This is a genomic window from Streptomyces sp. SM18 (assembly GCF_002910775.2).
In the GTDB taxonomy this organism is placed as follows: Bacteria; Actinomycetota; Actinomycetes; order Streptomycetales; family Streptomycetaceae; genus Streptomyces; species Streptomyces halstedii.
In genome coordinates this window covers 911,105-934,964 of the sequence record NZ_CP029342.1, presented here as the reverse complement: position 1 = coordinate 934,964, position 23,860 = coordinate 911,105, and the positions used below count along the sequence as shown (strand labels likewise).

Genomic DNA, 23,860 nt, shown 5'->3' with positions numbered 1-23,860 from the left:
CATGAGCACCATCCTGATCCGCGGCGCGAAGATCCTCGGCGGCGAGCCGGCCGACGTCCTGATCGACGGCGAGACCGTCACCCAGGTCGGCACCGGCATCGAGCCCGGTGACGCCACCGTGGTCGAGGCGGCCGGCCAGATCCTGCTGCCCGGCCTCGTGGACCTGCACACCCACCTGCGCGAGCCCGGCCGCGAGGACTCCGAGACCGTCCTGACCGGCACCAAGGCCGCCGCGGTCGGCGGCTTCACCGCCGTGCACGCCATGGCCAACACCTTCCCGGTCGCCGACACCGCCGGTGTGGTCGAGCAGGTCTGGCGGCTCGGCAAGGAGTCCGGCTACTGCGACGTCCGGCCCGTCGGCGCCGTCACGGTCGGCCTGGAGGGCAAGCAGCTCGCCGAACTCGGCGCCATGCACGACTCCGCCGCCGGTGTGACGGTCTTCTCCGACGACGGCAAGTGCGTCGACGACGCCGTGATCATGCGCCGCGCCCTGGAGTACGTGAAGGCGTTCGACGGCGTCGTCGCCCAGCACGCCCAGGAGCCCCGCCTCACCGAGGGCGCCCAGATGAACGAGGGCGTCGTCTCGGCCGAGCTCGGCCTCGGCGGCTGGCCCGCCGTCGCCGAGGAGTCGATCATCGCCCGCGACGTGCTGCTCGCCGCCCACGTCGGCTCCCGGGTGCACATCTGCCACCTGTCCACCGCCGGCTCCGTGGAGATCGTCCGCTGGGCCAAGTCCAAGGGCTGGAACGTCACCGCCGAGGTCACCCCGCACCACCTCCTGCTCACCGACGAGCTGGTCCGGTCCTACGACCCGGTCTACAAGGTCAACCCGCCGCTGCGCACCGAGGCCGACGTCATCGCCCTGCGCGAGGCGCTCGCGGACGGCACCATCGACTGCGTCGCCACCGACCACGCCCCGCACCCGCACGAGGACAAGGACTGCGAGTGGGCCGCGGCCGCCATGGGCATGGTGGGCCTGGAGACCGCGCTCTCCGTGGTCCAGCACACCATGGTGGACACCGGCCTGATCGACTGGGCGGGCGTCGCCGACCGCATGTCGTACCGCCCCGCGGCCATCGGACGGCTCGAAGGACACGGCAGGCCCGTCTCGGCCGGTGAGCCCGCCAACCTCACACTGGTCGATCCGGCATACCGTGGAGCGGTGGACCCCGCGGGCTTCGCCTCCCGCAGCCGCAACACCCCCTACAAGGGGCGCGAGCTGCCGGGCCGAGTGACCCACACCTTCCTGCGGGGCCGTGCCACGGTCGTCGACGGGAAGCTCGCGTGACAACACTCAACCCCCTGTACCAACTGGCCGCCGAGCAGAAGTCGGCCGATGTGACGGACTGGTCCGCCCGCATCAGCTGGGTCGTCGGACTCCTCCTCTTCATCGCCTTCGTCTACTGGCTGATGCGCCAGGGATGGAAATGGCGCGGACGCCTCCAGTCCGGCCTGCCCGCCCTCGCCACCACCCCGGACGACTTCGCCGACGGTGAGCCGCTGCTGACCCTGCGCGGCCGCTACCACGCCTCGACGACCGCGGGCCGGTGGCTCGACCGGATCGTCGCCCACGGGCTCGGCACCCGCAGCCGGGTCGAGCTGACGCTCACCGGCCAGGGCCTGGACGTCGTACGCCCCGGCGCCACCGACTTCTTCGTACCGGCCGCCGCCCTGCGCGAGGCCCGGCTCGACAAGGCGCTGGCCGGGAAGGTCCTGCCCGAGGGCGGCCTCCTGGTCATCACCTGGGCCCACGGCGAGACCCTGATCGACTCCGGATTCCGCTCCGACCACGCGGCCGAACACCAGGCCTGGGTCGACGCCGTCACCCACCTCACCAGCACTACGGAAGGCACCGCACGATGACGATCTCCACCCGGGGAGCCGGCAAAGCTCCCGCCGTACTCGTCCTGGAGGACGGCCGCTCCTTCCGCGGCCGCGCCTACGGGGCCGTGGGGGAGACCTTCGGCGAGGCGGTGTTCTCCACCGGCATGACCGGCTACCAGGAGACCCTGACCGACCCCTCCTACCACCGCCAGGTCGTCGTGATGACCGCCCCGCACGTCGGCAACACCGGGGTGAACGACGAGGACGCCGAGTCGAAGCGGATCTGGGTCTCCGGATACGTCGTACGCGACCCCGCCCGCCTCCCCTCGAACTGGCGCTCCCGCCGCTCGCTGGACGAGGAACTCATCTCCCAGGGCGTCGTCGGCATCAGCGGCGTCGACACCCGGGCGCTCACCCGCCACCTGCGCGAGCGCGGCGCCATGCGCGTCGGCATCTTCTCCGGCAACGCGATCGAGGACGAGGGCGTCCTGCTCGCCAAGGTGCGCCAGGCCCCCGAGATGGCCGGCGCCGACCTCGCCGCCGAGGTCGCCACCCAGGAGGCCTACGTCGTCCCCGCGATCGGCACCCGCAAGTTCACCGTCGCCGCGATCGACCTCGGCATCAAGGGCATGACCCCCCACCGCATGGCCGAGCGCGGCATAGAGGTGCACGTCCTGCCCGCCACCGCCACCCTCGACGAGGTCTACGCGGTCGAGCCCGACGGCGTCTTCTTCTCCAACGGCCCCGGCGACCCGTCCACCGCCGAACACCCCGTCTCCCTCATGCGGGGCGTCCTGGAGCGGAAGACCCCGCTCTTCGGCATCTGCTTCGGCAACCAGATCCTGGGCCGCGCCCTCGGCTTCGGCACCTACAAGCTGAAGTACGGCCACCGCGGCATCAACCAGCCCGTGCAGGACCGCACGACCGGCAAGGTCGAGGTCACCGCGCACAACCACGGCTTCGCCGTGGACGCCCCCCTCGACCGGGTCTCCGACACCGAGTTCGGCCGCGCCGAGGTCTCCCACGTCTGCCTGAACGACCAGGTCGTCGAAGGCCTCCAGCTCCTGGACCAGGCGGCCTTCAGCGTCCAGTACCACCCCGAGGCGGCCGCCGGCCCGCACGACGCCGCGTACCTCTTCGACCGCTTCGTCTCCCTGATGGAGGGCCAGCGTGCCTAAGCGCTCCGACATCCAGTCCGTCCTGGTCATCGGCTCCGGCCCGATCGTCATCGGGCAGGCCGCCGAGTTCGACTACTCCGGCACCCAGGCCTGCCGCGTCCTCAAGGCCGAGGGCCTGCGCGTCATCCTGGTGAACTCCAACCCGGCCACGATCATGACCGACCCGGAGATCGCCGACGCCACCTACGTCGAGCCGATCACCCCCGAGTTCGTCGAGAAGATCATCGCCAAGGAGCGCCCCGACGCGCTGCTCCCCACCCTGGGCGGCCAGACCGCGCTGAACACCGCGATCTCCATGCACGAGAACGGCGTCCTGGAGAAGTACGGCGTCGAGCTCATCGGCGCCAACGTCGAGGCCATCAACAAGGGCGAGGACCGCGAGCTGTTCAAGGGCGTCGTCGAGGCCGTCAAGGCCCGGATCGGGTACGGCGAGTCCGCCCGCTCGGTGATCTGCCACTCCCTGGACGAGGTCCTCGCCGGCGTCGACACGCTCGGCGGCTACCCCGTCGTCGTCCGCCCCTCCTTCACCATGGGCGGCGCCGGCTCCGGCTTCGCCCACGACGAGGAGGAGCTGCGCCGCATCGCCGGACAGGGCCTCACCCTCTCCCCGACCACCGAGGTGCTCCTGGAGGAGTCCATCCTCGGCTGGAAGGAGTACGAGCTGGAGCTGATGCGCGACCGGAACGACAACGTCGTGGTCGTCTGCTCCATCGAGAACTTCGACCCGATGGGCGTCCACACCGGGGACTCCATCACCGTCGCCCCGGCGATGACGCTCACGGACCGTGAGTACCAGCGGCTGCGCGACATCGGCATCGCGATCATCCGCGAGGTCGGCGTGGACACCGGCGGCTGCAACATCCAGTTCGCCGTGGACCCCGCGGACGGCCGGATCATCGTCATCGAGATGAACCCGCGCGTCTCGCGCTCCTCGGCGCTGGCGTCCAAGGCCACCGGCTTCCCGATCGCCAAGATCGCCGCCAAGCTGGCCGTCGGCTACACGCTCGACGAGATCCCCAACGACATCACCGAGAAGACCCCGGCCTCCTTCGAGCCGACCCTCGACTACGTCGTCGTCAAGGCCCCGCGCTTCGCCTTCGAGAAGTTCCCGTCCGCCGACTCCACCCTCACCACCACCATGAAGTCGGTGGGCGAGGCCATGGCGATCGGCCGCAACTTCACCGAGGCCCTCCAGAAGGCCCTGCGCTCCCTGGAGAAGAAGGGCTCGCAGTTCGCGTTCACCGGTGAGCCCGGCGACAAGGACGCCCTGCTCGCCGACGCCGTCCGCCCCACCGACGGGCGTATCAACACGGTGATGCGGGCGATCCGCGCCGGAGCCACCCCCGAGGAGGTCTTCGACGCCACGCGGATCGACCCCTGGTTCGTCGACCAGCTCTTCCTCATCAAGGAGACCGCCGACGAACTGGCCGCCGCCGAGCGACTGGACGCCGAGCTGATCGCCGAGGCCAAGCGGCACGGCTTCTCCGACGCCCAGATCGGCGAGATCCGCGGGCTGCGCGAGGACGTCGTCCGCGAGGTCCGGCACGCGCTCGGTGTCCGCCCGGTCTACAAGACGGTCGACACCTGCGCCGCCGAGTTCGCCGCGAAGACGCCGTACTTCTACTCCAGTTACGACGAGGAGAGCGAGGTCGCCGCCCGTACCAAGCCCGCGGTGATCATCCTCGGCTCCGGCCCCAACCGCATCGGCCAGGGCATCGAGTTCGACTACTCCTGCGTCCACGCCTCCTTCGCGCTGAGCGACGCGGGCTTCGAGACCGTGATGGTCAACTGCAACCCGGAGACCGTCTCCACCGACTACGACACCTCCGACCGGCTGTACTTCGAGCCGCTCACGCTGGAGGACGTCCTGGAGATCGTGCACGCCGAGACGCTCGCGGGCCCGGTCGCCGGAGTCATCGTCCAGCTCGGCGGCCAGACCCCGCTCGGCCTGTCGCAGGCGCTCAAGGACAACGGCGTGCCGGTCGTGGGCACGCCCCCGGAGGCCATCCACGCCGCCGAGGACCGCGGCGCCTTCGGCCGGGTGCTGGCCGAGGCCGGACTGCCCGCCCCCAAGCACGGCACCGCGACCACCTTCGCCGAGGCCAAGGCCATCGCCGACGAGATCGGCTATCCGGTGCTCGTACGGCCGTCGTACGTGCTCGGTGGACGCGGCATGGAGATCGTCTACGACGAGACCCGGCTGTCCGCCTACATCTCCGAGTCCACCGAGATCAGCCCCACCCGGCCGGTCCTGGTCGACCGCTTCCTCGACGACGCCATCGAGATCGACGTCGACGCCCTCTACGACGGCACCGAGCTCTACCTCGGCGGCGTCATGGAGCACATCGAGGAAGCCGGCATCCACTCCGGCGACTCCGCCTGCGCGCTGCCCCCGATCACCCTGGGCGGCTACGACATCAAGCGGCTGCGCGCCTCCACCGAGGGCATCGCCAAGGGTGTCGGCGTACGCGGCCTGATCAACATCCAGTTCGCGCTCTCCGGGGACATCCTCTACGTCCTCGAAGCCAACCCGCGCGCCTCCCGGACCGTGCCCTTCACCTCGAAGGCCACCGCCGTCCCGCTCGCCAAGGCCGCCGCCCGTATCTCTCTGGGCGCGACCGTGGCCGAACTGCGCGAGGAGGGCCTGCTGCCCCGGCACGGCGACGGCGGCACCCTGCCCCTGGACGCGCCGATCTCCGTCAAGGAGGCCGTCATGCCGTGGTCGCGCTTCCGCGACATCCACGGCCGGGGCGTCGACACGGTCCTCGGCCCGGAGATGCGCTCCACCGGCGAGGTCATGGGCATCGACTCGGTCTTCGGCACGGCGTACGCCAAGTCGCAGGCCGGCGCCTACGGCCCGCTGCCGGCCAAGGGCCGCGCCTTCATCTCCGTCGCCAACCGCGACAAGCGCTCGATGATCTTCCCGGCGCGCGAACTGGTCGCCCACGGCTTCGAGCTGATGGCCACCTCCGGCACCGCCGAGGTGCTCAAGCGCAACGGCATCAACGCCACCCTCGTGCGCAAGCAGTCCGAGGGCGAGGGACCCAACGGCGAGAAGACCATCGTCCAGCTGATCCACGCCGGCGAGGTCGACCTCATCGTGAACACCCCGTACGGAACGGGCGGCCGCCTCGACGGCTACGAGATCCGTACCGCGGCCATCGCCCGTGCCGTGCCGTGCCTCACCACGGTCCAGGCGCTCGCCGCCGCCGTCCAGGGCATCGACGCGCTCCACCACGGCGACGTCGGCGTCCGTTCCCTCCAGGAACACGCGGAACGCCTCACCGCGGCCCGCGACTAGGGCGTATTCCGAAAGTCCCGCCTGGCCCGCGACGCCCGGCACGCACGCTCGCCGCGTTGTCGGAGTCGCCCGAGTACGTCCAGTACGAGGGCGATCCTCCGCCTTGCGATCGCACGCACCGGACGCCGCGGGCCCCGCCCTCCGGGCGGACGGCGCTACTTTCGAAACACGCCCTGGCCACTTTCGAAGGGGGACACCGGAAACGGTGTCCCCCTCCTCATGAGGACACCGTGATGTACCGACTCTTCTTCCAGCTCGTCTTCAAGCGGATGGACCCGGAGCGCGCCCACCGCCTCGCCTTCCGCTGGATCCGCCTGGCCGCCCGCGTCCCCGTCCTGCGCACCCTCGCCGCCGCCGTGCTCGCGCCCCGGTACACCCAGCTGCGCACCGAGGCCCTCGGGCTGCGGATGCACGGCCCGTTCGGGCTCGCCGCCGGCTTCGACAAGAACGCCGTCGCCGTCGACGGCATGGCGATGCTCGGCTTCGACCACGTCGAGATCGGCACCGTGACCGGCGAGGCGCAGCCCGGCAACCCCAAGCGGCGGCTCTTCCGCCTCGTCCCCGACCGGGCGCTGATCAACCGCATGGGCTTCAACAACGAGGGCTCCGCCGCCGTGGCAGCCCGTCTGGCCGCCCGCAGGCCCGTCTTCCGCACCACGGTCGGCGTCAACATCGGCAAGACCAAGGCCGTCCCCGAGGCGGACGCGGTCGCGGACTACGTGAAGTCCACCGAGCGCCTCGCCGCCCACGCCGACTACCTCGTCGTCAACGTCTCCTCGCCCAACACCCCCGGCCTGCGGAACCTCCAGGCCACCGAGGCGCTGCGCCCGCTGCTGACGGCCGTACGCGAGGCCGCCGACCGGACCGTCACCGGCCGTCGGGTGCCGCTGCTCGTCAAGATCGCCCCCGACCTCGCCGACGACGACATCGACGCGGTCGCCGACCTCGCCGTCGAACTCGGCCTGGACGGCATCATCGCCACCAACACCACCGTCGCCCGCGACGGCCTCGGCCTGACGTCCGCCCCGTCCCTCGTCGAGGAGACCGGCGGGCTCTCCGGCGCGCCCCTCAAGGCGCGTTCCCTGGAGGTGCTGAGCCGCCTGTACGCCCGCGTGGGGTCCCGGATCACCCTCGTCGGGGTCGGGGGCGTCGAGACCGCCGAGGACGCCTGGCAGCGCATCCTCGCCGGGGCCACGCTCGTCCAGGGCTACAGCGCCTTCATCTACGAGGGGCCGTTCTACGCCCGCGCGATCCACAAGGGGCTGGCCGCCCGGCTGGCCGCCTCGCCCCACGCCACCCTCGCCGAGGCCGTCGGCGCGCAGACCCGGAAGGCCGCGCAGTGACCCCCGAACCCTTCGGCGCCCGGCTGCGCCACGCCCTGGACACCCGCGGGCCGCTCTGCGTCGGCATCGACCCGCACGCCTCGCTCCTGGCCTCCTGGGGTCTGGACGACGACGTCGCCGGCCTGGAGCGCTTCACCCGTACCGTCGTCGAGGCCCTGGCCGACCGGGTCGCGGTGCTCAAGCCGCAGTCCGCGTTCTTCGAGCGCTTCGGCTCGCGCGGCGTCGCCGTCCTGGAGAAGGCCGTCCAGGAGGCGCGCGCCGCCGGGGCCCTGGTCCTGATGGACGCCAAGCGCGGCGACATCGGCTCCACGATGGGCGCCTACGCGGCCACCTACCTCGACCCGGACTCCCCGCTCTTCTCGGACGCGCTCACCGTGTCGCCGTACCTCGGCTTCGGCTCGCTGCGCCCGGCACTGGACGCGGCCGCCGCCTGCGGCTCCGGTGTCTTCGTCCTCGCCCTCACCTCCAACCCGGAGGGGGCCGAGGTGCAGCGGGCCACCGCCGCGGACGGCCGGTCGCTGGCCCAGGTGATGCTCGACCACATGGCCGCCGAGAACGCCGGGGCCACCCCGCTCGGCTCCGTCGGCGCGGTGGTCGGCGCCACGCTCGGCGACGCGGGCGCGGACCTGGCGATCAACGGCCCGCTGCTGGCCCCGGGCATCGGCGCCCAGGGAGCCACCCCCGCGGATCTGCCCCGCGTCTTCGGTTCCGCGGTGGGCGACGTGGTGCCGAGCGTGAGCCGGGGAGTGCTGCGTCACGGACCCGACGCGGCAGGGCTGCGCGAAGCCGCCGGACGGTTCGCGGACGAGGTCCGTGCGGCGGTCTCCGGAAGCTGACCATGCCACGTAACGGCGAGTTGACGGAATCCTGACCAAAAATCATGGTCGGTATGACCGAAAAGTCCCGGTCGGTCGAGGCTGACCAGGACTTTTCGTCTGTTCTCGCTGACTCGGGCGGTCATGGCCGCTAGTCTCCGTCGAGAGCCAACGCGCACGACGTGCCCGTTGCTCAGCAGGTGGGGAGCCATGAGGTTTCTCACCGGTCCGTATCCGACAGATCGACATCCGAGGTGACGTAGGCGTGGCTCTTCCGCCCCTTACCCCTGAACAGCGCGCAGCCGCGCTCGAAAAGGCCGCCGCGGCTCGCCGGGAGCGGGCCGAGGTCAAGAATCGACTCAAGCACTCCGGCGCCTCCCTCCAAGAGGTCATCAAGCAGGGCCAGGAGAACGACGTCATCGGCAAGATGAAGGTCTCCGCCCTCCTGGAGTCCCTGCCGGGCGTGGGCAAGGTCCGCGCCAAGCAGATCATGGAGCGGCTCGGCATCTCCGAGAGCCGACGGGTCCGGGGTCTTGGCTCCAACCAGATCGCATCCCTGGAGCGTGAGTTCGGCGGTACCGCCGCCTGAGGTTCTCAGGCACTCCTGAGAACCTGGATAATCGCCCCATGGCTGCAACATCCCGGGGGACGTCCCCCGTACCCCCGGACGTACGTCCGCGGCTGACCGTGCTCTCCGGCCCCTCAGGGGTCGGCAAGAGCACGGTCGTCGCTCATATGCGCAAGGTCCACCCCGAGGTCTGGCTCTCCGTGTCGGCCACGACCCGCAAGCCCCGCCCCGGCGAACGCAACGGCGTCCACTACTTCTTCGTGGACGACGAGGAGTTCGACAAGCTGATCGCCAACGGCGAGCTGCTGGAGTGGGCGGAGTTCGCGGGCAACCGGTACGGCACGCCGCGCCGGGCCGTGGCCGACCGCCTGGAGGCGGGCGAGCCGGTGCTGCTGGAGATCGACCTCCAGGGCGCCCGGCTGGTACGCCAGTCGATGCCCGAGGCGCAGCTGGTCTTCCTGGCCCCGCCGAGCTGGGAGGAGCTGGTCCGCCGGCTCACCGGCCGGGGGACCGAGGCACCGGACGTGATCGAGCGCCGGCTCGCCGCGGCCAAGGTCGAGCTGGCCGCCGAGGCCGAGTTCGACACCACGCTCGTCAACACCTCCGTCGAGGACGTGGCACGCGAGCTGCTAACGTTGATGCTGCAGGCTTCCGGCCTCCCCGGCACCGACGACTGACCCTCACCGGCCCGGTCGCCGCCGCGGACGCAGAGCAGCACCACCGCGGAACCAGCACGGTCAAAGATCTCTTTGATCTCTATCCCCTTCGGAAGGCAGAGAGTGTCCTCTTCCATCACCACGCCCGAGGGCATCATCAACCCGCCGATTGATGAGCTCCTCGAGGCCACCGACTCGAAGTACAGCCTCGTGATCTACGCCGCCAAGCGCGCGCGCCAGATCAACGCGTACTACTCGCAGCTCGGTGAAGGCCTCCTCGAGTACGTCGGTCCGCTCGTCGACACCCACGTGCACGAGAAGCCGCTCTCGATCGCGCTCCGCGAGATCAACGCGGGCCTGCTGACCTCCGAGGCCATCGAGGGCCCCGCGCAGTAGGCAGGAACCGCGTCCCGCTCCGGCGGCAGACGCATCTTCACCCCAGGCCCGGCGGCCCGACCGCCGGGCCTGGGGTGTGTCCGGCCGCCGCGCCCCGTCAGGTGTCCCGCCCGGGGCCGCCGGGGCGCGGTGAGGCAGCATGGAGCGCGCACACCACGGTGGAGCGTGCCGGACGGGTGCGCGCCGATACGAGTGCGGGGAGAACGCAGTGGACAAGCCGAAGGTCGTCCTGGGGGTCAGCGGGGGCATCGCCGCCTACAAGGCGTGCGAGCTGCTGCGCGGGCTGACCGAGTCGGGGCACGACGTACGGGTCGTACCGACCGCGGCGGCGCTGAACTTCGTGGGCGCCGCCACCTGGTCCGCGCTCTCCGGCCACCCCGTCGCGACCGAGGTGTGGGACGGCGTGCACGAGGTGCCGCACGTGCGGATCGGGCAGGGCGCCGACCTCGTCGTGGTCGCCCCCGCCACCGCCGACCTGCTGGCCAAGGCCGCCCACGGCCTCGCCGACGACCTCCTCACCAACACCCTGCTCACCGCCCGCTGTCCGGTCGTCTTCGCGCCGGCCATGCACACCGAGATGTGGGAGCACCCCGCCACCCAGGAGAACGTCGCGACCCTGCGCCGGCGCGGCGCCGTGGTCGTCGAGCCCGCGGTCGGCCGGCTCACCGGCGTGGACACCGGCAAGGGCCGGCTTCCCGACCCCCGCGAGATCTTCGAGGTCTGCCGCCGGGTCCTGGACCGCGGGACCGCCGCCCCCGACCTCGCGGGCCGTCATGTGGTCATCAGCGCCGGCGGCACCCGCGAACCCCTCGACCCGGTCCGCTACCTCGGCAACCGCTCCTCCGGCAAGCAGGGCTACGCCCTGGCGCGCACCGCCGTGGCGCGCGGGGCCCGGGTGACGCTGGTCGAGGCGAACACCGCTCTGCCCGATCCGGCCGGCGCCGACGTCCTGCGCGCCGGGACCGCCGTCCAGCTGCGCGAGGCGGTGCTGAAGGCGGCGGCCGACGCGGACGTCGTCGTGATGGCGGCGGCGGTCGCCGACTTCCGCCCCGCCGCGTACGCCACGGGCAAGATCAAGAAGAAGGACGGCCAGGAACCCGGCCCCGTCGCCCTGGTACGCAATCCGGACATCCTCGCCGAGGTCGCGGCCGAGCGGGCACGCCCGGGACAGCTCGTCGTCGGATTCGCCGCCGAGACCGACGACGTCCTCGCCAACGGCCGCGCCAAGCTGCGCCGCAAGGGCTGCGATCTGCTGGTGGTCAACGAGGTCGGGGAGCGCAAGACGTTCGGCTCCGAGGAGAACGAGGCGGTCGTCCTGGGGTCCGACGGCTCCGAGACCGCTGTGCCGTACGGGCCGAAGGAAGCACTCGCCGACGTGGTCTGGGACCTCGTGGCGGCCCGCTTGGGCTAGATTGCCTATGCGCCGCTCCGGCGGGCAGAAGCTTGGAGCCGTACGTGTCCTCGCACCGGAAAGGAGTGATTGTCGTACCGCAGTCAACAGTGCCGCAGGTCACAGAGCTCCCAAGGGGCGAGACACGTGACCCATCCGCCGGAAGCGACCGATAAACTGGTCGCCGGACGAGCCGGGCGCAGCTCCCGGCCGTCCCTCACTGATCAGCCAGCAGCCGCTGCAACCCCAGGGAGCGATGTGTCCCGCCGTCTCTTCACCTCGGAATCCGTCACCGAGGGCCACCCCGACAAGATCGCTGACCAGATCAGCGACACGATTCTCGACGCGCTCCTGCGCGAGGACCCCTCCTCGCGCGTCGCCGTCGAGACCCTGATCACCACCGGTCTGGTGCATGTCGCGGGTGAGGTCACGACCAAGGCCTACGCCGACATCCCCAACCTTGTGCGCAACAAGGTGCTGGAGATCGGCTACGACTCCTCCAAGAAGGGCTTCGACGGAGCTTCCTGTGGCGTGTCGGTGTCCATCGGGGCGCAGTCCCCGGACATCGCGCAGGGCGTCGACACCGCCTACGAGAAGCGCGTCGAGGGCGACGAGGACGAGCTCGACAAGCAGGGCGCCGGCGACCAGGGGCTGATGTTCGGCTACGCCTGCGACGAGACGCCCGAGCTCATGCCGCTCCCGGTCCACCTGGCGCACCGGCTCTCACGCCGTCTCTCCGAGGTCCGTAAGAACGGGACCATCCCGTACCTGCGCCCCGACGGCAAGACCCAGGTCACCATCGAGTACGACGGCGACAAGGCCCTCCGCCTGGACACGGTCGTCGTCTCCTCGCAGCACGCGTCGGACATCGACCTGGACTCGCTGCTCGCGCCCGACATCCGTGAGTTCGTCGTGGAGCACGTCCTGACGCAGCTCGTCGAGGACGGCATCAAGCTCGACACCGAGGGCTACCGCCTCCTGGTGAACCCGACCGGGCGCTTCGAGATCGGCGGCCCGATGGGCGACGCCGGTCTGACCGGCCGCAAGATCATCATCGACACCTACGGGGGCATGGCCCGCCACGGCGGCGGTGCCTTCTCCGGCAAGGACCCGTCCAAGGTCGACCGGTCGGCCGCCTACGCCATGCGCTGGGTCGCCAAGAACGTCGTCGCGGCCGGGCTCGCCACCCGCTGTGAGGTCCAGGTCGCCTACGCGATCGGCAAGGCGGAGCCGGTGGGCCTGTTCGTCGAGACCTTCGGCACCGCCACCGTCGAGACGGAGAAGATCGAGCACGCGATCGGCGAGGTCTTCGACCTCCGCCCCGCCGCGATCATCCGCGACCTCGACCTGCTCCGCCCGATCTACGCCCAGACCGCCGCGTACGGCCACTTCGGCCGGGAACTCCCCGACTTCACCTGGGAGCGCACCGACCGGGTGGACGCGCTGCGCAAGGCCGCGGGCGCCTAGAGGTCTCTCGTCCCCACCGTCGTTCCCGCCGGGGCCCGGACACCGCGTCATGGTGTCCGGGCCCCGGCGCGTGCGGGCGGGGGCGTGTGGGCCGGGGGTGTGTGGAGGCCGCCCCGGTCCGGTGCCGGCCGGGCCCCGGTGCGCGCGCTCGGTGTCCGGCGGCGCTGTCGGTGGGGTCTGGTAGGAAGGTGGCTGTGAGCAGCGACGACGAGCGGCCCGAGGAGGCCGAGGAGGCCGAGGGCGGGGCGCCGGAGCAGCTTGCGCTCATCCGGGAGACGGTGCGCCGGGCCAAGGTGCCGCGCGCGAAGCCCCGCACCTGGCGGGGTGCGGCACTCGCCGAGCATCTGCCCGTCGCCCGGGTCCTGGTGAACAAGGGCGCGCTCCACCTCGACCAGTACTTCGACTACGCCGTCCCCCAGGAGCTGGACGCCGACGCCCGGCCCGGTGTCCGGGTGCGGGTGCGGTTCGGGGCCGGCGGGCGTCAGGTGCGCGGCGGACGGCGCGAGGGCGGCGGGCTCATCGACGGGTTCCTCGTCGAGCGGCGGGCCTCGTCGGACTATCCGGGCGCCCTCGCGGCCCTCGCCTACGTCGTCTCGCCGGAGCCGGTGCTCGGGCCCGAACTGCTGGCGCTCTCCCGCGCCGTCGCCGACCGCTACGCGGGCAGCCTCGCCGACGTGCTCCAGCTCGCCGTGCCGCCCCGGAACGGCCGCGCCGAGGCCCGGACCTCGCCCGCACCGCTGCCGCCGCCGCCCGCCCCGGAGCCCGGCACCTGGGAGCGGTACGCGCAGGGGCCCGGCTTCCTGCGCGCGCTCGCGGAGGGCGGGGCGCCCCGGGCCGTGTGGACCGCGCTGCCCGGACCGCACTGGCCCGAGGAGATCGCCCGCGCCGTCGCCGCGACCCTGGCGTCGGGCCGGGGCGCGCTCGTCGTCGTACCGGACGGCCGGACGGCGGGGCGGGTGGACGCCGCGCTCGCCGGGCTGCTCGGCCGGGGGCACCACGCGCTGCTCACCGCCGACTCCGGGCCGGAGAAGCGGTACGGGCAGTGGCTGGCGGTCCGGCGCGGATCCGTGCGCGCGGTCGTCGGGACGCGGGCCGCGATGTTCGCCCCCGTGGCCGACCTGGGGCTGGTGGCCGTCTGGGACGACGGCGACTCCAGCCACAGCGACGACAACGCCCCCTTCCCGCACGTCCGGGAGGTCCTGGAGCTGCGGGCGGCGCACGGCCGGTGCGGGTTCCTGCTGGGCGGGACCAACTGCACGGTGGAGGCGGCCCAGTTGGTGGAGACCGGCTGGGCGCTGCCGCTGCGCGCGGAGCGGGAGCGGGTGCGGATCGCGGCGCCCCTGGTGCGTACGGTCGACGACGGCGAGCTGGCCCGCGACGGGGCCGCGCGTTCGGCACGGCTGCCCAGCCTGGCCTGGCAGACCGTGCGCGACGGGCTGCGCCGCGGCCCGGTGCTGGTCCAGGTGCCACGCCGGGGGTACGCGCCCCGGCTGGCCTGCGAGCGTTGCCGCGAACCCGCCCGCTGCCGGCACTGCGCGGGTCCCCTCCAGGCGCCGGACCGGGGGGACCTGGACTGCGCGTGGTGCGGGCGCGCCGAGACGGCCTGGCAGTGCCCGGCCTGCGGCGGCCTGCGGCTGCGGGCGCGGATCGTCGGCGCCCGCCGGACCGCCGAGGAGCTGGGCCGGGCGTTCCCGGCCGTCCCGGTGCGGACGTCGGGCCGCGACCATGTGCTCGATTCCGTACCGGACCAGCCCGCCCTGGTGGTCAGTACGCCCGGGGCGGAGCCGGTGGCCGAGGGCGGCTACGCGGCGGCGCTGTTGCTGGACGGCTGGGCGATGGTGGGCCGTCCCGACCTGCGGGCGGGGGAGGAGGCGCTGCGGCGCTGGACGGCCGCCGCCGCCCTGGTGCGCGGCCAGCCGGAGGGCGGCACGGTGGTGATCGTGGCCGAGCCGACCTTGCGGCCGGTGCAGGCGCTGGTGCGCTGGGATCCGGTGGGCCACGCCCGTCGCGAGCTCGCGGAGCGGGCCGAGCTCGGCTTCCCGCCGGTGTCCCGGATGGCGTCGGTGACGGGGCCGGCCGAGGCGCTCGCCGCGTTCCTGGCCACGGTCGAGCTGCCCGCCGAGGCGGAGGTGCTCGGCCCCGTGCCGCTGCCCACGACTGCCGCGGGGCGGGCCCGTGGAGCGGGGGAGGTGCCGCCGGGCGAGGTCGTGGAGCGGGCGTTGGTCAGGGTGCCGCCGGGGAGCGGAGCGGCGCTCGCGGCGGCCCTGAAGGCCGCCTCGGCGGCGCGGACGGCCCGGGGCGGCGGGGACCCGGTGCGGATCCGGGTCGATCCACCGGACATCGGCTGAGACGGCGTCGGCCGGGACGGGCGTAGGTCGGGACGGGTCGGTCGGGACGGGTCGGTCGGAACGGGCCGGCCGGGACGGAATTCGTCGGGACCGTGCGGTCGGGACGGGTCGGGCTGGTCAGGCCGGTCGGCGCGGGCGTCGGCCTGTGCGAACGGCCGGAGGGGGCATGGGCGGCCCGGCGGGCTGCCCCGGACGGGCAGCCCGGCCTCCGTCAGCCGTTGCGCGGACCCGGGAAGGCGCCGGGGCGCGCCTCCTCGTGCGCGGCGGTGCGGTCCGGTGACGGCGCGGGCAGGGACGAGGGCGGCGCGGAGGCGGCGGTCGACGGCTGCGGCGGCATGGAACGGGCCGCAGGTACGACCGGCAGCGGGGACGGAGGGCCCGCCGGCGCGGGCGGCTTGCGGGCCGGGGTGTCGGCGGCCTCACCCGTGGACGGCTGCGCGGCGGTGGTGCGGCGCGCACCGTAACGGCGGTGCACCGCCTGCTTGGTGACGCCCAGGGCCGAACCCACCGCGTCCCACGAGAAGCCCAGCGAACGGTCGAAGTCCACCGCGGCCGTCACCAGCGTCTCGACGCTGTCCCGCAGCTCCTGCGCCAGCCGGACCGTGGGGGCGGGAGCCCTGCCGTAGACGACGAAGCCCGCGGACGGGCCGGAGCGGCGGGGACGGTAGACGTTGCCCAGCTGCGCGGTCAGCGTGCGCAGCGCGTCCACCTGCCGCCGGACCCGCTCGATGTCCCGCACCAACAGGTGCAGACTTGCACGCGCTTGGGCGTCGTGGGTTGCGTGGTCGGCCATGAACAAGCCTCTCGAACCGGCGTTGGAGGGATCGGACCGCATACGGCGGCCCCCTTCGGTCAATCTCACTTGACCAACGCCTCACCCGGCCATGTGGTCACGCACCAGGGGCGTGTGCGTGGGCGCGCGGGGCGCACGGGCGTGCGCACGCCCCCACCGGTTCGCGCCGGACGCGTCCGCCGGCCGGTCCGCCCCCGCGCGCCCGCCAGGGATCACGGGACAGCCCTTAGACTGGTGCGCCGCTCGTCCGTACGTCCCGCCCGAGAGGCAGTGCGCCACCCATGAAGCTGGTCTTCGCAGGCACCCCCGAGGTCGCCGTCCCCGCCCTGGACGCCCTGATCGCCTCCGAGCGCCACGAGGTGGCCGCCGTCGTCACCCGCCCCGACGCGCCCGCCGGACGCGGACGCCGGCTGGTCGCCTGCCCGGTGGCCGAGCGGGCCGAGGAGGCGGGCATCGAGGTGCTCAAGCCCAGGAGGCCGCGCGACGAGGACTTCCTCGCCCGGCTGCGGGAGATCGCCCCGGACTGCTGCCCCGTCGTCGCCTACGGCGCGCTGCTGCCCAAGGCCGCCCTCGACGTGCCCGCACGCGGCTGGGTCAACCTGCACTTCTCGCTGCTCCCCGCCTGGCGCGGCGCCGCACCCGTGCAGCACGCGGTGATGGCCGGCGACGAGGTGACCGGGGCGTCCACCTTCCTGATCGAGGAGGGGCTCGACTCCGGACCGGTCTACGGCGTCCTCACCGAGGAGGTCCGGCCCACCGACACCAGCGGCGACCTGCTCACCCGGCTGGCCTTCGCGGGCGCCGGACTGCTCGCGGCGACCATGGACGGCATCGAGGACGGCACCCTGCACGCCGTCCCGCAGCCCGCCGAGGGTGTCACCCTCGCCCCGAAGATCACCGTCGAGGACGCCCAGGTGCGCTGGTCGCAGCCCGCGCTGCGGGTGGACCGTGTCGTACGCGGCTGCACCCCCGCGCCCGGGGCCTGGACCGTCTTCCGCGGCGAGCGCCTCAAGCTGGTCCAGGCCGCGCCCGTCCCGGACCGTACCGATCTCGCGCCGGGCGAGCTGTCCGCCGGGAAGAACAACGTGTACGTGGGCACCGGCTCGCACGCCGTGGAGCTGCTCTGGGTCCAGCCGCAGGGCAAGAAGCCGATGCGGGCGGCCGACTGGGCCAGGGGCGTGCGCATCGCCCCCGGGGAGCCGCTGGGGGCCTGAGCGGCCGCCGCGAGGGGGACCCGCCGGCCGACGTAGGCTGGTGGGGATCCACCCCCTCGTTTCAAGCGGAGCACCTTTCACGTGAACGACCAGCAGCGTCGCCGTCCCGCCCAGCAGCACCGCCGCCCCAAGAAGGACCCCGTCCGGTTCCTGGCCTTCGAGGCGCTGCGGGCCGTGGACGAACGCGACGCGTACGCCAACCTCGTCATGCCCCCGCTGCTGCGCAAGGCCCGCGCGCGAGGCGACTTCGACGGCCGGGACGCGGCGCTGGCGACCGAGCTGGTCTACGGCACCCTGCGTCGCCAGGGCACCTACGACGCGATCGTCGCCGCCTGTATCGACCGGCCGCTGCGCGAGGTCGATCCCCCGGTGCTGGACGTCGTGGAGATGGGCGTGCACCAGCTGCTCGGCACTCGCATCCCGACCCACGCCGCCGTCTCCGCCAGCGTCGAGCTGGCCCGCGTCGTGCTGGGGGAGGGGCGCGCGAAGTTCGTCAACGCGGTGCTGCGCAAGGTCTCGGCCCATGACCTCGACGGCTGGCTGGAGCGGGTCGCCCCGTCCTACGAGGAGGACCCCGAGGAGCACCTCTCCGTCGTGCACTCCCACCCCCGCTGGGTGGTCTCCGCGCTCTGGGACGCCCTCGGCGGCGGCCGGGCGGGGATCGAGGATCTGCTGGAGGCCGACAACGAACGGCCCGAGGTGACCCTGGTGGCCCGTCCGGGCCGCTCCACCACCGGCGAACTGCTGGACGCCCTCGGCGAGGAGCGCGGACTCGCGGGCCGCTGGTCCCCGTACGCCGTGCGGATGGCCGAGGGCGGCGAGCCCGGCGCGCTGAGCGCCGTGCGGGAGGGCAGGGCCGGGGTGCAGGACGAGGGGAGCCAGCTCGTCGCCGCCGCCCTCGCCCACGCGCCCGTCGAGGGCGGTGACAGCCGCTGGCTCGACGGCTGCGCCGGTCCCGGCGGCAAGGCGGCCCTGCTGGCGGCGCTCGCCGCCGGACGCGGCGCGACCCTGCTCGCCGCCGAGAAGCAGCCGCACCGCGCCCGGCTCGTGGAACGCGCGCTGGCCGGGAACCCGGGGCCGTACCAGGTGGTCACCGCCGACGGCACCCGCCCGCCGTGGCGGCCCGGCTCCTTCGACCGGGTCCTGATGGACGTCCCGTGCTCCGGCCTCGGCGCGCTGCGCCGCCGTCCCGAGGCGCGCTGGCGCCGCGGGCCGAAGGACCTGGAGAGCTTCGCCCCCCTCCAACGCGGCCTGCTGCGCGAGGCGTTGAAGGCTGTCCGGATCGGTGGCGTGGTCGGATACGCGACCTGCTCCCCGCACCTGGCGGAGACCCGGGTGGTCGTCGAGGACGTGCTCAAGGGGCGCGGCGGGGCGGCCGCCGAGGCGGAATGGGTGGACGCCCGCCCGCTGCTGCCGGGGGTGCCCGCGCTGGGCGACGGCCCGGACGTCCAGCTCTGGCCGCACCTGCACGGCACCGACGCGATGTACCTGGCGCTGCTGCGCCGCACGGCCTGAGCGCCCCCGCCCCGTCCGTACGGCCCGAGCGCCCCGCCCCGCGCCGTACGTCCTGAGCGCCCCCGGGCCGTACGGACGGTGTGGACGCCCGCCCCCGTCCGCACGGTCCGGACGCCCCCGCCCCGCCCGTACAGGCGGGGCGAAAAGCCGGGATTGTGCGAACCGTAATGATCCCGTGAGGCTTTGGGGCGCACCGAGGCGGGGAAGTGGCGCCGGGCATGGCAGGCTTGGTGCATGGCGCAGATCAACCCCAGCATCCTGTCCGCCGACTTCGCGCGTCTCGCCGAGGAGGCGAAGGCCGTCGAGGGAGCCGACTGGCTCCACGTCGATGTCATGGACAACCACTTCGTGCCCAACCTGACCCTCGGGGTGCCCGTGGTGGAGGCGCTGAGCAGGGCCGCGGACACCCCGCTGGACTGCCACCTGATGATCGAGGACGCCGACCGCTGGGCCCCGCAGTACGTCGAGGCCGGTGCGGGCTCGGTCACCTTCCACGTGGAGGCCGCGGCCGCGCCCGTACGGCTGGCGCGGGAGATCAGGGCGAAGGGGGCGCGCGCCTCGATGGCGCTCAAGCCCGCGACGCCCATCGAGCCCTACGAGGACCTGCTCCCCGAACTCGACATGCTGCTGATCATGACGGTGGAGCCGGGCTTCGGCGGCCAGGCGTTCCTCGACATCATGCTGCCGAAGATCCGCCGCACCCGTGAGCTGATCTCCAAGCACGGACTGGAGCTGTGGCTCCAGGTCGACGGAGGGGTTTCGGCCACCACCATCGAGCGGTGCGCGGAGGCCGGCGCGGACGTGTTCGTGGCCGGCTCGGCGGTGTACGGGGCGAAGGACCCGGCCGAGGCAGTCCGGGCGCTGCGCGACCGGGCGGACGCGGCCACGGCCGGAGCCTCCTGGGCATGCGGCCACTGAACAAAGGGCGGATGAACGCGGCCCCACGGGCCGGAGCAAGGGTCGCCGGATCTGACAGGATGACCGGCGTATCGAGCGTGAAGAGAGTCAAGGAGGTCGCGGTGTCTGGCATCTCGGCGGGTCGGTCAGCCATGCGGATGGGACCCGCGGAGCTGGTGCAGGCGGCGGCCATGGCCCGCCGGTTCTACCTTGAGGGGAAGTCCAAGATCCAGATCGCCGAGGAGTTCGGCGTCAGCCGCTTCAAGGTGGCGCGGGTCCTGGAGACGGCTCTCGAACGTGATCTCGTACGCATCGAGATCCGGGTTCCGGCGGAGCTGGACGCCGAGCGCTCCGACGCGCTCCGCGCGCGTTACGGCCTGCGGCACGCGGTCGTGGTGGAGTCCCCGGCGGAGGAGCAGGACGACGCCGCCGACCCGGAGAACCTGGGCGAGGTCGCCGCCGACCTGCTCGGCGAACTGGTGAACGAGGGCGATGTGCTGGGCCTGGCCTGGGGCCGGTCCACCATCCACATGGCGGCGGCGCTCGACCGCCTGCCGCCGTGCACCGTGGTGCAGCTGACCGGGGTCTACGACGCCGGGACCGCCGAACGCGGCTCGGTCGAGGCCGTGCGCCGCGCGGCCCAGGTGTCGGGCGGCGAGGCGCATCCCATCTACGCGCCGATGCTGCTGCCCGACCCGGCGACGGCGGCGGCCCTGCGGCACCAGACGGGGATCGCCCGCGCCTTCGAGTACTTCGACAAGGTGACGGTCGCCGCGGTCTCGATCGGTTCCTGGGAGCCCGGCATCTCCACCGTCCACGACATGCTCTCGGACGAGGAGCGGGCGCACTACGCCTCGCTCGGGGTGGCGGCGGAGATGTCCGCCCACCTCTTCGACTCCGAGGGCCGCCGGGTCGGCCGCGACCTCGGGGAGCGGTGCATCACCGTGGAGGCGGACCGGCTCCGCCGGATTCCCGAGGTGGTCGCCATCGCCGGAGGCCAGCGCAAGGCGGCGGCCATCGGCGCGGTGCTCCGCTCCGGCCTGGTCACCAGCCTCGTCACGGACACGGCCGCCGCCGACTACCTGCTGACGGAGTTCGCCGCCGGACAGCGCCCGGCCCTGGAGCGGGCCGACCCGGACGACTGATCCGGCCGGAGCGACGACTGAGCTGGCCGGGGCGGCTGTCGGAGCCGGGAACACGGCGAAGGCCGGCCGCCCCTCGGGGTGGCCGGCCTTCGCCGGGTACGGACTCAGCCCCGGTGGCCGTCGGCCGCCCCCTGGACGACCGGGTCGGTGGCGACACCGAGGACCGTCTCCTCCAGATACTCCCCGGGCGCCGCGTACTGGCTGACGTCCGCCGGGTTGTAGCGGGGGGTCTGCCGTGACCAGTCCAGGTTGCCGCGCATCCAGCTCCGCATCCCGTCGAGGTAGGGCACGAGCAGGTCCGTCAGCTGCGGATAGAGATCGATCAGCTCGTCCTCGGCGGTGAGGAACCGCTCGGTCTCCGTGGCTATCTCCGCGCAGACGTGGTCGAGCGCTTGCTGCTCCCCGTATCCGCGGTGGTGGCGCACCAGGTGGACGAGGTTGTGGATCTCGCCGAGCACCTGCTCCTTCTCGTAGGAGTAGACGTCGTTCGCCCAGCACACGACGTTGCAGGAGGCCTCCAGCGCCGTGATGAACCGGGGATCGTTGTGCAGGGACTCGGGCGCCTCCGTCCCCGTCACTATCTCGATCAGATCCATGCACACGTGGATCGCCCCGGTGTGGCGGCGCTTGGCGATGTACGCCGCCTCGCTCGGCACCACGCCGTCGGCCCGGTTGCCGGCCTCCCAGGTGGTGGCGGTCGTCAGATACGTCATGAGGTGCCACCCGAAACGGGTGCGCCAGTGCCGAGCGGCCCGCGGCACCGTACGTTCCCACAGATCGCACAGGGCGACGACGGCGGCGGGCAGCTCCTCGCCGGGCAGCGGGCGGGGGGCGGTGCCCTCGACCACGGCGCGCATCCGGTCCACCACGTCGCGTACCCGTTCGGGGCTGCGGCCGAGATGGCCGTCGTCCAACTGGTCGTCCACCAGGAAGAGCCAGACGAACCAGTCGGCGACCAGATCCAGGTGCTCGCTGTCCGCCGTGGGGTAGACCATGCCGACGAACGCGCCGAAGTCGGCCTGCTCGAAGCGTGCTCTGGCCGACTCCCGGTGCACCAGGCCGGTGGACCGTGTCCACGCGTCGAGGTGCTCCCGGGTGTGCGGCACGTGCGGGTTGCTCCGCTGGGGGAACGGGCAGTAGATGTCAGGCAGTTCGCTCTCCACAGGTGGATCTGGATCCTCTCCGGTCGAACGCGTGGGGGTGTTCCGGGGGCACACCCGGGCAGTGTGCCGGCTACCACAGGACCTGCGGTTTTGAAGCTACCTGACCCCTCGTCACCTGGTCCAGGGATAGTGATCGCGATTGGTTGAATCCTGTTCGGGTAGGGTCCCGGGGTAAGGCAGGTTCCGCTGTCCCGACCCCCCGGAGCGCCTCCTCGGAGGAACGTACGAACGCGGGGGGCCATCGCTGTGTCTTCGGAGAGACGACCTGCACCGTTTCGTATGAAAAAATGAGTGTTATGCGTTTTCTTGAGCCCGGCACCGGTCGTCACACGGCCTCCCCCTCGGTCCCCCACGACCTCACGTACGACGACGTCTTCATGGTCCCCGGACGCTCCGCGGTCCGGTCCCGGCAGGCCGTGGACCTCTCCTCGCCGGACGGCACCGGTACGACCATCCCGCTGGTCGTCGCGAACATGACCGCGATCGCGGGCCGCCGGATGGCCGAGACCGTGGCCCGGCGCGGCGGTCTGGTCGTCATTCCGCAGGACATCCCGATCGAGGTCGTGACCGAGGTCATCGGCTGGGTGAAGAAGCGCCACCTCGTGCTCGACACCCCGATCGTGCTCGCTCCCGGGCAGACCGTCGCCGACGCCCTGTCGCTGCTGCACAAGCGGGCCCACGGGGCCGGCATCGTCGTGGACGCGGAGCACCGGCCGGTCGGCGTCGTCACCGACCACGACCTGAGCGGCGTGGACCGCTTCACCCAGCTCTCCGAGGTCATGTCCAAGGACCTCGTGGTGCTCGACGCGGACATCGACCCGCGCGACGCCTTCAACACCCTCGACGGGGCCAACCGCAAGCTCGCCCCCGCCGTCGACGCGGACGGGCGGCTCGTCGGCATCCTCACCCGCAAGGCCGCGCTGCGGGCCACGCTCTACACCCCGGCGACCGACGCCGCCGGCCGGCTGCGCGTCGCCGCCGCCGTCGGCATCAACGGCGACGTCGCCGGCAAGGCCCGCCAGCTCCTCGACGCGGGCGTGGACACCCTCGTCGTGGACACCGCCCACGGCCACCAGGAATCCATGATCAGCGCGGTCGCGGCGGTGCGCGCGCTCGGTCCCCGGGTGCCGGTCGTCGCGGGCAACGTCGTCTCCGCCCAGGGCGTGCGCGACCTCGTCGAGGCCGGTGCCGACATCGTCAAGGTCGGTGTGGGACCGGGCGCCATGTGCACCACCCGCATGATGACCGGCGTGGGCCGGCCGCAGTTCTCCGCCGTCCTGGAATGCGCCGCCGAGGCGCGCCGGCACGGCAAGCACGTCTGGGCCGACGGCGGGATCCGGCACCCGCGCGATGTCGCCATGGCCCTGGCCGCGGGCGCGTCCAACGTGATGATCGGGTCCTGGTTCGCCGGTACCTACGAGTCGCCCGGCGACCTCCAGCAGTCCGCCGACGGCCGGTACTACAAGGAGTCCTTCGGGATGGCCTCGGCCCGCGCGGTCCGCAACCGCACGTCCGAGGAGTCCGCGTACGACCGCGCCCGCAAGGGCCTGTTCGAGGAGGGCATCTCCACCTCGCGGATGTTCCTCGACCCGGCGCGCCCCGGTGTGGAGGACCTGATCGACTCGATCATCGCCGGGGTCCGCTCGTCCTGCACCTACGCGGGCGCCGGCTCGCTGGAGGAGTTCGCCGAGAAGGCGGTCGTGGGCGTGCAGAGCGCGGCCGGCTACGCGGAGGGCAAGCCGCTGCACGCCAGCTGGATCTGATCCCGCCCCGCTCCACCCGCGCCCCTCCCGGACGGCCCTCCGGGAGGGGCGCGGCCCTGTTCCCAGGAGGGGCGCGGGCCCGTC

At 72.9% G+C, this 23,860-nt stretch carries 19 protein-coding genes; 17 read left to right on the top strand and 2 right to left on the bottom strand.

What is annotated here, in order from left to right; translation table 11 throughout:
• Position 1: 1 nt before the first annotated feature.
• From B9S64_RS03945 to B9S64_RS03890, 12 genes are all read left to right on the top strand, one after another.
• The gene (locus tag B9S64_RS03945; RefSeq protein WP_103492677.1) at positions 2 to 1,288 is read left to right on the top strand and encodes a dihydroorotase; all 1,287 of its coding nucleotides are present in this window, start codon (positions 2 to 4) and stop codon (positions 1,286 to 1,288) included.
• Entirely contained in the window at positions 1,285 to 1,863 is a 579-nt protein-coding gene (locus B9S64_RS03940) for a hypothetical protein (protein WP_103492676.1), read from the top strand. Before B9S64_RS03945 ends, B9S64_RS03940 begins: the two co-directional genes overlap by 4 nt.
• Positions 1,860 to 3,002 carry a glutamine-hydrolyzing carbamoyl-phosphate synthase small subunit gene (gene carA, locus B9S64_RS03935; RefSeq protein ID WP_103492675.1) on the top strand — a complete coding sequence of 381 codons (1,143 nt, stop codon included), beginning with the start codon at positions 1,860 to 1,862 and terminating at the stop codon, positions 3,000 to 3,002. Before B9S64_RS03940 ends, carA begins: the two co-directional genes overlap by 4 nt.
• Complete coding sequence (carB, locus tag B9S64_RS03930; protein ID WP_103492674.1) at positions 2,995 to 6,303, top strand: carbamoyl-phosphate synthase large subunit; 3,309 nt, start codon at positions 2,995 to 2,997, stop codon at positions 6,301 to 6,303. The genes carA and carB overlap by 8 nt, the downstream gene beginning before the upstream one ends.
• 233 nt (positions 6,304 to 6,536) lie before the next feature.
• Entirely contained in the window at positions 6,537 to 7,646 is a 1,110-nt protein-coding gene (locus B9S64_RS03925) for a quinone-dependent dihydroorotate dehydrogenase (RefSeq protein ID WP_103492673.1), read from the top strand.
• Positions 7,643 to 8,482 carry an orotidine-5'-phosphate decarboxylase gene (pyrF, locus tag B9S64_RS03920; RefSeq protein WP_103492672.1) on the top strand — a complete coding sequence of 280 codons (840 nt, stop codon included), beginning with the start codon at positions 7,643 to 7,645 and terminating at the stop codon, positions 8,480 to 8,482. Before B9S64_RS03925 ends, pyrF begins: the two co-directional genes overlap by 4 nt.
• A 244-nt stretch (positions 8,483 to 8,726) precedes the next feature.
• Complete coding sequence (locus B9S64_RS03915; RefSeq protein WP_014044803.1) at positions 8,727 to 9,050, top strand: integration host factor; 324 nt, start codon at positions 8,727 to 8,729, stop codon at positions 9,048 to 9,050.
• A 38-nt stretch (positions 9,051 to 9,088) separates the two neighbouring features.
• On the top strand, positions 9,089 to 9,706 hold the full coding sequence (gene gmk, locus B9S64_RS03910) for a guanylate kinase (RefSeq protein WP_051422504.1): 618 nt from the start codon (positions 9,089 to 9,091) through the stop codon (positions 9,704 to 9,706).
• A gap of 102 nt (positions 9,707 to 9,808) precedes the next feature.
• A complete protein-coding gene (rpoZ, locus tag B9S64_RS03905) occupies positions 9,809 to 10,081 on the top strand; it encodes a DNA-directed RNA polymerase subunit omega (protein ID WP_003970369.1) in 273 nt (90 codons plus the stop codon).
• 208 nt (positions 10,082 to 10,289) lie between these two features.
• Positions 10,290 to 11,492 carry a bifunctional phosphopantothenoylcysteine decarboxylase/phosphopantothenate--cysteine ligase CoaBC gene (coaBC, locus tag B9S64_RS03900; RefSeq protein WP_103492671.1) on the top strand — a complete coding sequence of 401 codons (1,203 nt, stop codon included), beginning with the start codon at positions 10,290 to 10,292 and terminating at the stop codon, positions 11,490 to 11,492.
• Positions 11,493 to 11,729: 237 nt separating this feature from the next.
• Positions 11,730 to 12,938 carry a methionine adenosyltransferase gene (metK, locus tag B9S64_RS03895; RefSeq protein WP_103492670.1) on the top strand — a complete coding sequence of 403 codons (1,209 nt, stop codon included), beginning with the start codon at positions 11,730 to 11,732 and terminating at the stop codon, positions 12,936 to 12,938.
• A gap of 194 nt (positions 12,939 to 13,132) precedes the next feature.
• Complete coding sequence (locus B9S64_RS03890) at positions 13,133 to 15,286, top strand: primosomal protein N' (RefSeq protein WP_109491961.1); 2,154 nt, start codon at positions 13,133 to 13,135, stop codon at positions 15,284 to 15,286.
• A 211-nt stretch (positions 15,287 to 15,497) separates the two neighbouring features.
• Here B9S64_RS03890 and B9S64_RS03885 read toward each other — a convergent pair whose 3' ends face one another.
• The gene (locus B9S64_RS03885; protein ID WP_109492209.1) at positions 15,498 to 16,079 is read right to left on the bottom strand and encodes a hypothetical protein; all 582 of its coding nucleotides are present in this window, start codon (positions 16,077 to 16,079) and stop codon (positions 15,498 to 15,500) included.
• Between the two features lie 281 nt (positions 16,080 to 16,360).
• Between B9S64_RS03885 and fmt the strand changes: the two genes are divergently transcribed.
• The 4 genes from fmt to B9S64_RS03865 all read left to right on the top strand — a co-directional run bounded on the left by fmt (position 16,361) and on the right by B9S64_RS03865 (position 20,850).
• Complete coding sequence (gene fmt / locus B9S64_RS03880) at positions 16,361 to 17,293, top strand: methionyl-tRNA formyltransferase (RefSeq protein WP_103488585.1); 933 nt, start codon at positions 16,361 to 16,363, stop codon at positions 17,291 to 17,293.
• Between the two features lie 81 nt (positions 17,294 to 17,374).
• On the top strand, positions 17,375 to 18,808 hold the full coding sequence (locus B9S64_RS03875; RefSeq protein ID WP_103505028.1) for an RsmB/NOP family class I SAM-dependent RNA methyltransferase: 1,434 nt from the start codon (positions 17,375 to 17,377) through the stop codon (positions 18,806 to 18,808).
• Between the two features lie 234 nt (positions 18,809 to 19,042).
• Positions 19,043 to 19,726 (top strand): ribulose-phosphate 3-epimerase, encoded by a 684-nt coding sequence (gene rpe, locus B9S64_RS03870; RefSeq protein WP_028444193.1) that lies wholly within the window; start codon positions 19,043 to 19,045, stop codon positions 19,724 to 19,726.
• Positions 19,727 to 19,857: 131 nt separating this feature from the next.
• The gene (locus B9S64_RS03865; protein ID WP_030625223.1) at positions 19,858 to 20,850 is read left to right on the top strand and encodes a sugar-binding transcriptional regulator; all 993 of its coding nucleotides are present in this window, start codon (positions 19,858 to 19,860) and stop codon (positions 20,848 to 20,850) included.
• Between the two features lie 104 nt (positions 20,851 to 20,954).
• On the opposite strand, the gene B9S64_RS03860 is transcribed toward B9S64_RS03865, so the two are convergent.
• Positions 20,955 to 22,013, bottom strand: coding sequence for a terpene cyclase (locus tag B9S64_RS03860; protein ID WP_103489760.1), 1,059 nt, complete (start codon positions 22,011 to 22,013; stop codon positions 20,955 to 20,957).
• A gap of 296 nt (positions 22,014 to 22,309) precedes the next feature.
• On the opposite strand from B9S64_RS03860, the gene B9S64_RS03855 reads away from it, so the two are divergent.
• Positions 22,310 to 23,776, top strand: coding sequence for a GuaB1 family IMP dehydrogenase-related protein (locus B9S64_RS03855; protein ID WP_103489761.1), 1,467 nt, complete (start codon positions 22,310 to 22,312; stop codon positions 23,774 to 23,776).
• Positions 23,777 to 23,860 lie beyond the last annotated feature (84 nt).

What these genes read in the sequence shown, in the direction of transcription:
- B9S64_RS03945 (WP_103492677.1), top strand. Translation starts at nt 2, where the DNA reads ATGAGCACCATCCTGATCCGCGGCGCGAAGATCCTCGGCGGCGAGCCG.
- carA (WP_103492675.1), top strand. Translation starts at nt 1,860, where the DNA reads ATGACGATCTCCACCCGGGGAGCCGGCAAAGCTCCCGCCGTACTCGTC.
- B9S64_RS03925 (WP_103492673.1), top strand. Translation starts at nt 6,537, where the DNA reads ATGTACCGACTCTTCTTCCAGCTCGTCTTCAAGCGGATGGACCCGGAG.
- gmk (WP_051422504.1), top strand. Translation starts at nt 9,089, where the DNA reads ATGGCTGCAACATCCCGGGGGACGTCCCCCGTACCCCCGGACGTACGT.
- B9S64_RS03885 (WP_109492209.1), bottom strand. Translation starts at nt 16,079, where the DNA reads ATGGCCGACCACGCAACCCACGACGCCCAAGCGCGTGCAAGTCTGCAC.
- fmt (WP_103488585.1), top strand. Translation starts at nt 16,361, where the DNA reads ATGAAGCTGGTCTTCGCAGGCACCCCCGAGGTCGCCGTCCCCGCCCTG.
- rpe (WP_028444193.1), top strand. Translation starts at nt 19,043, where the DNA reads ATGGCGCAGATCAACCCCAGCATCCTGTCCGCCGACTTCGCGCGTCTC.
- B9S64_RS03865 (WP_030625223.1), top strand. Translation starts at nt 19,858, where the DNA reads ATGCGGATGGGACCCGCGGAGCTGGTGCAGGCGGCGGCCATGGCCCGC.
- B9S64_RS03855 (WP_103489761.1), top strand. Translation starts at nt 22,310, where the DNA reads ATGCGTTTTCTTGAGCCCGGCACCGGTCGTCACACGGCCTCCCCCTCG.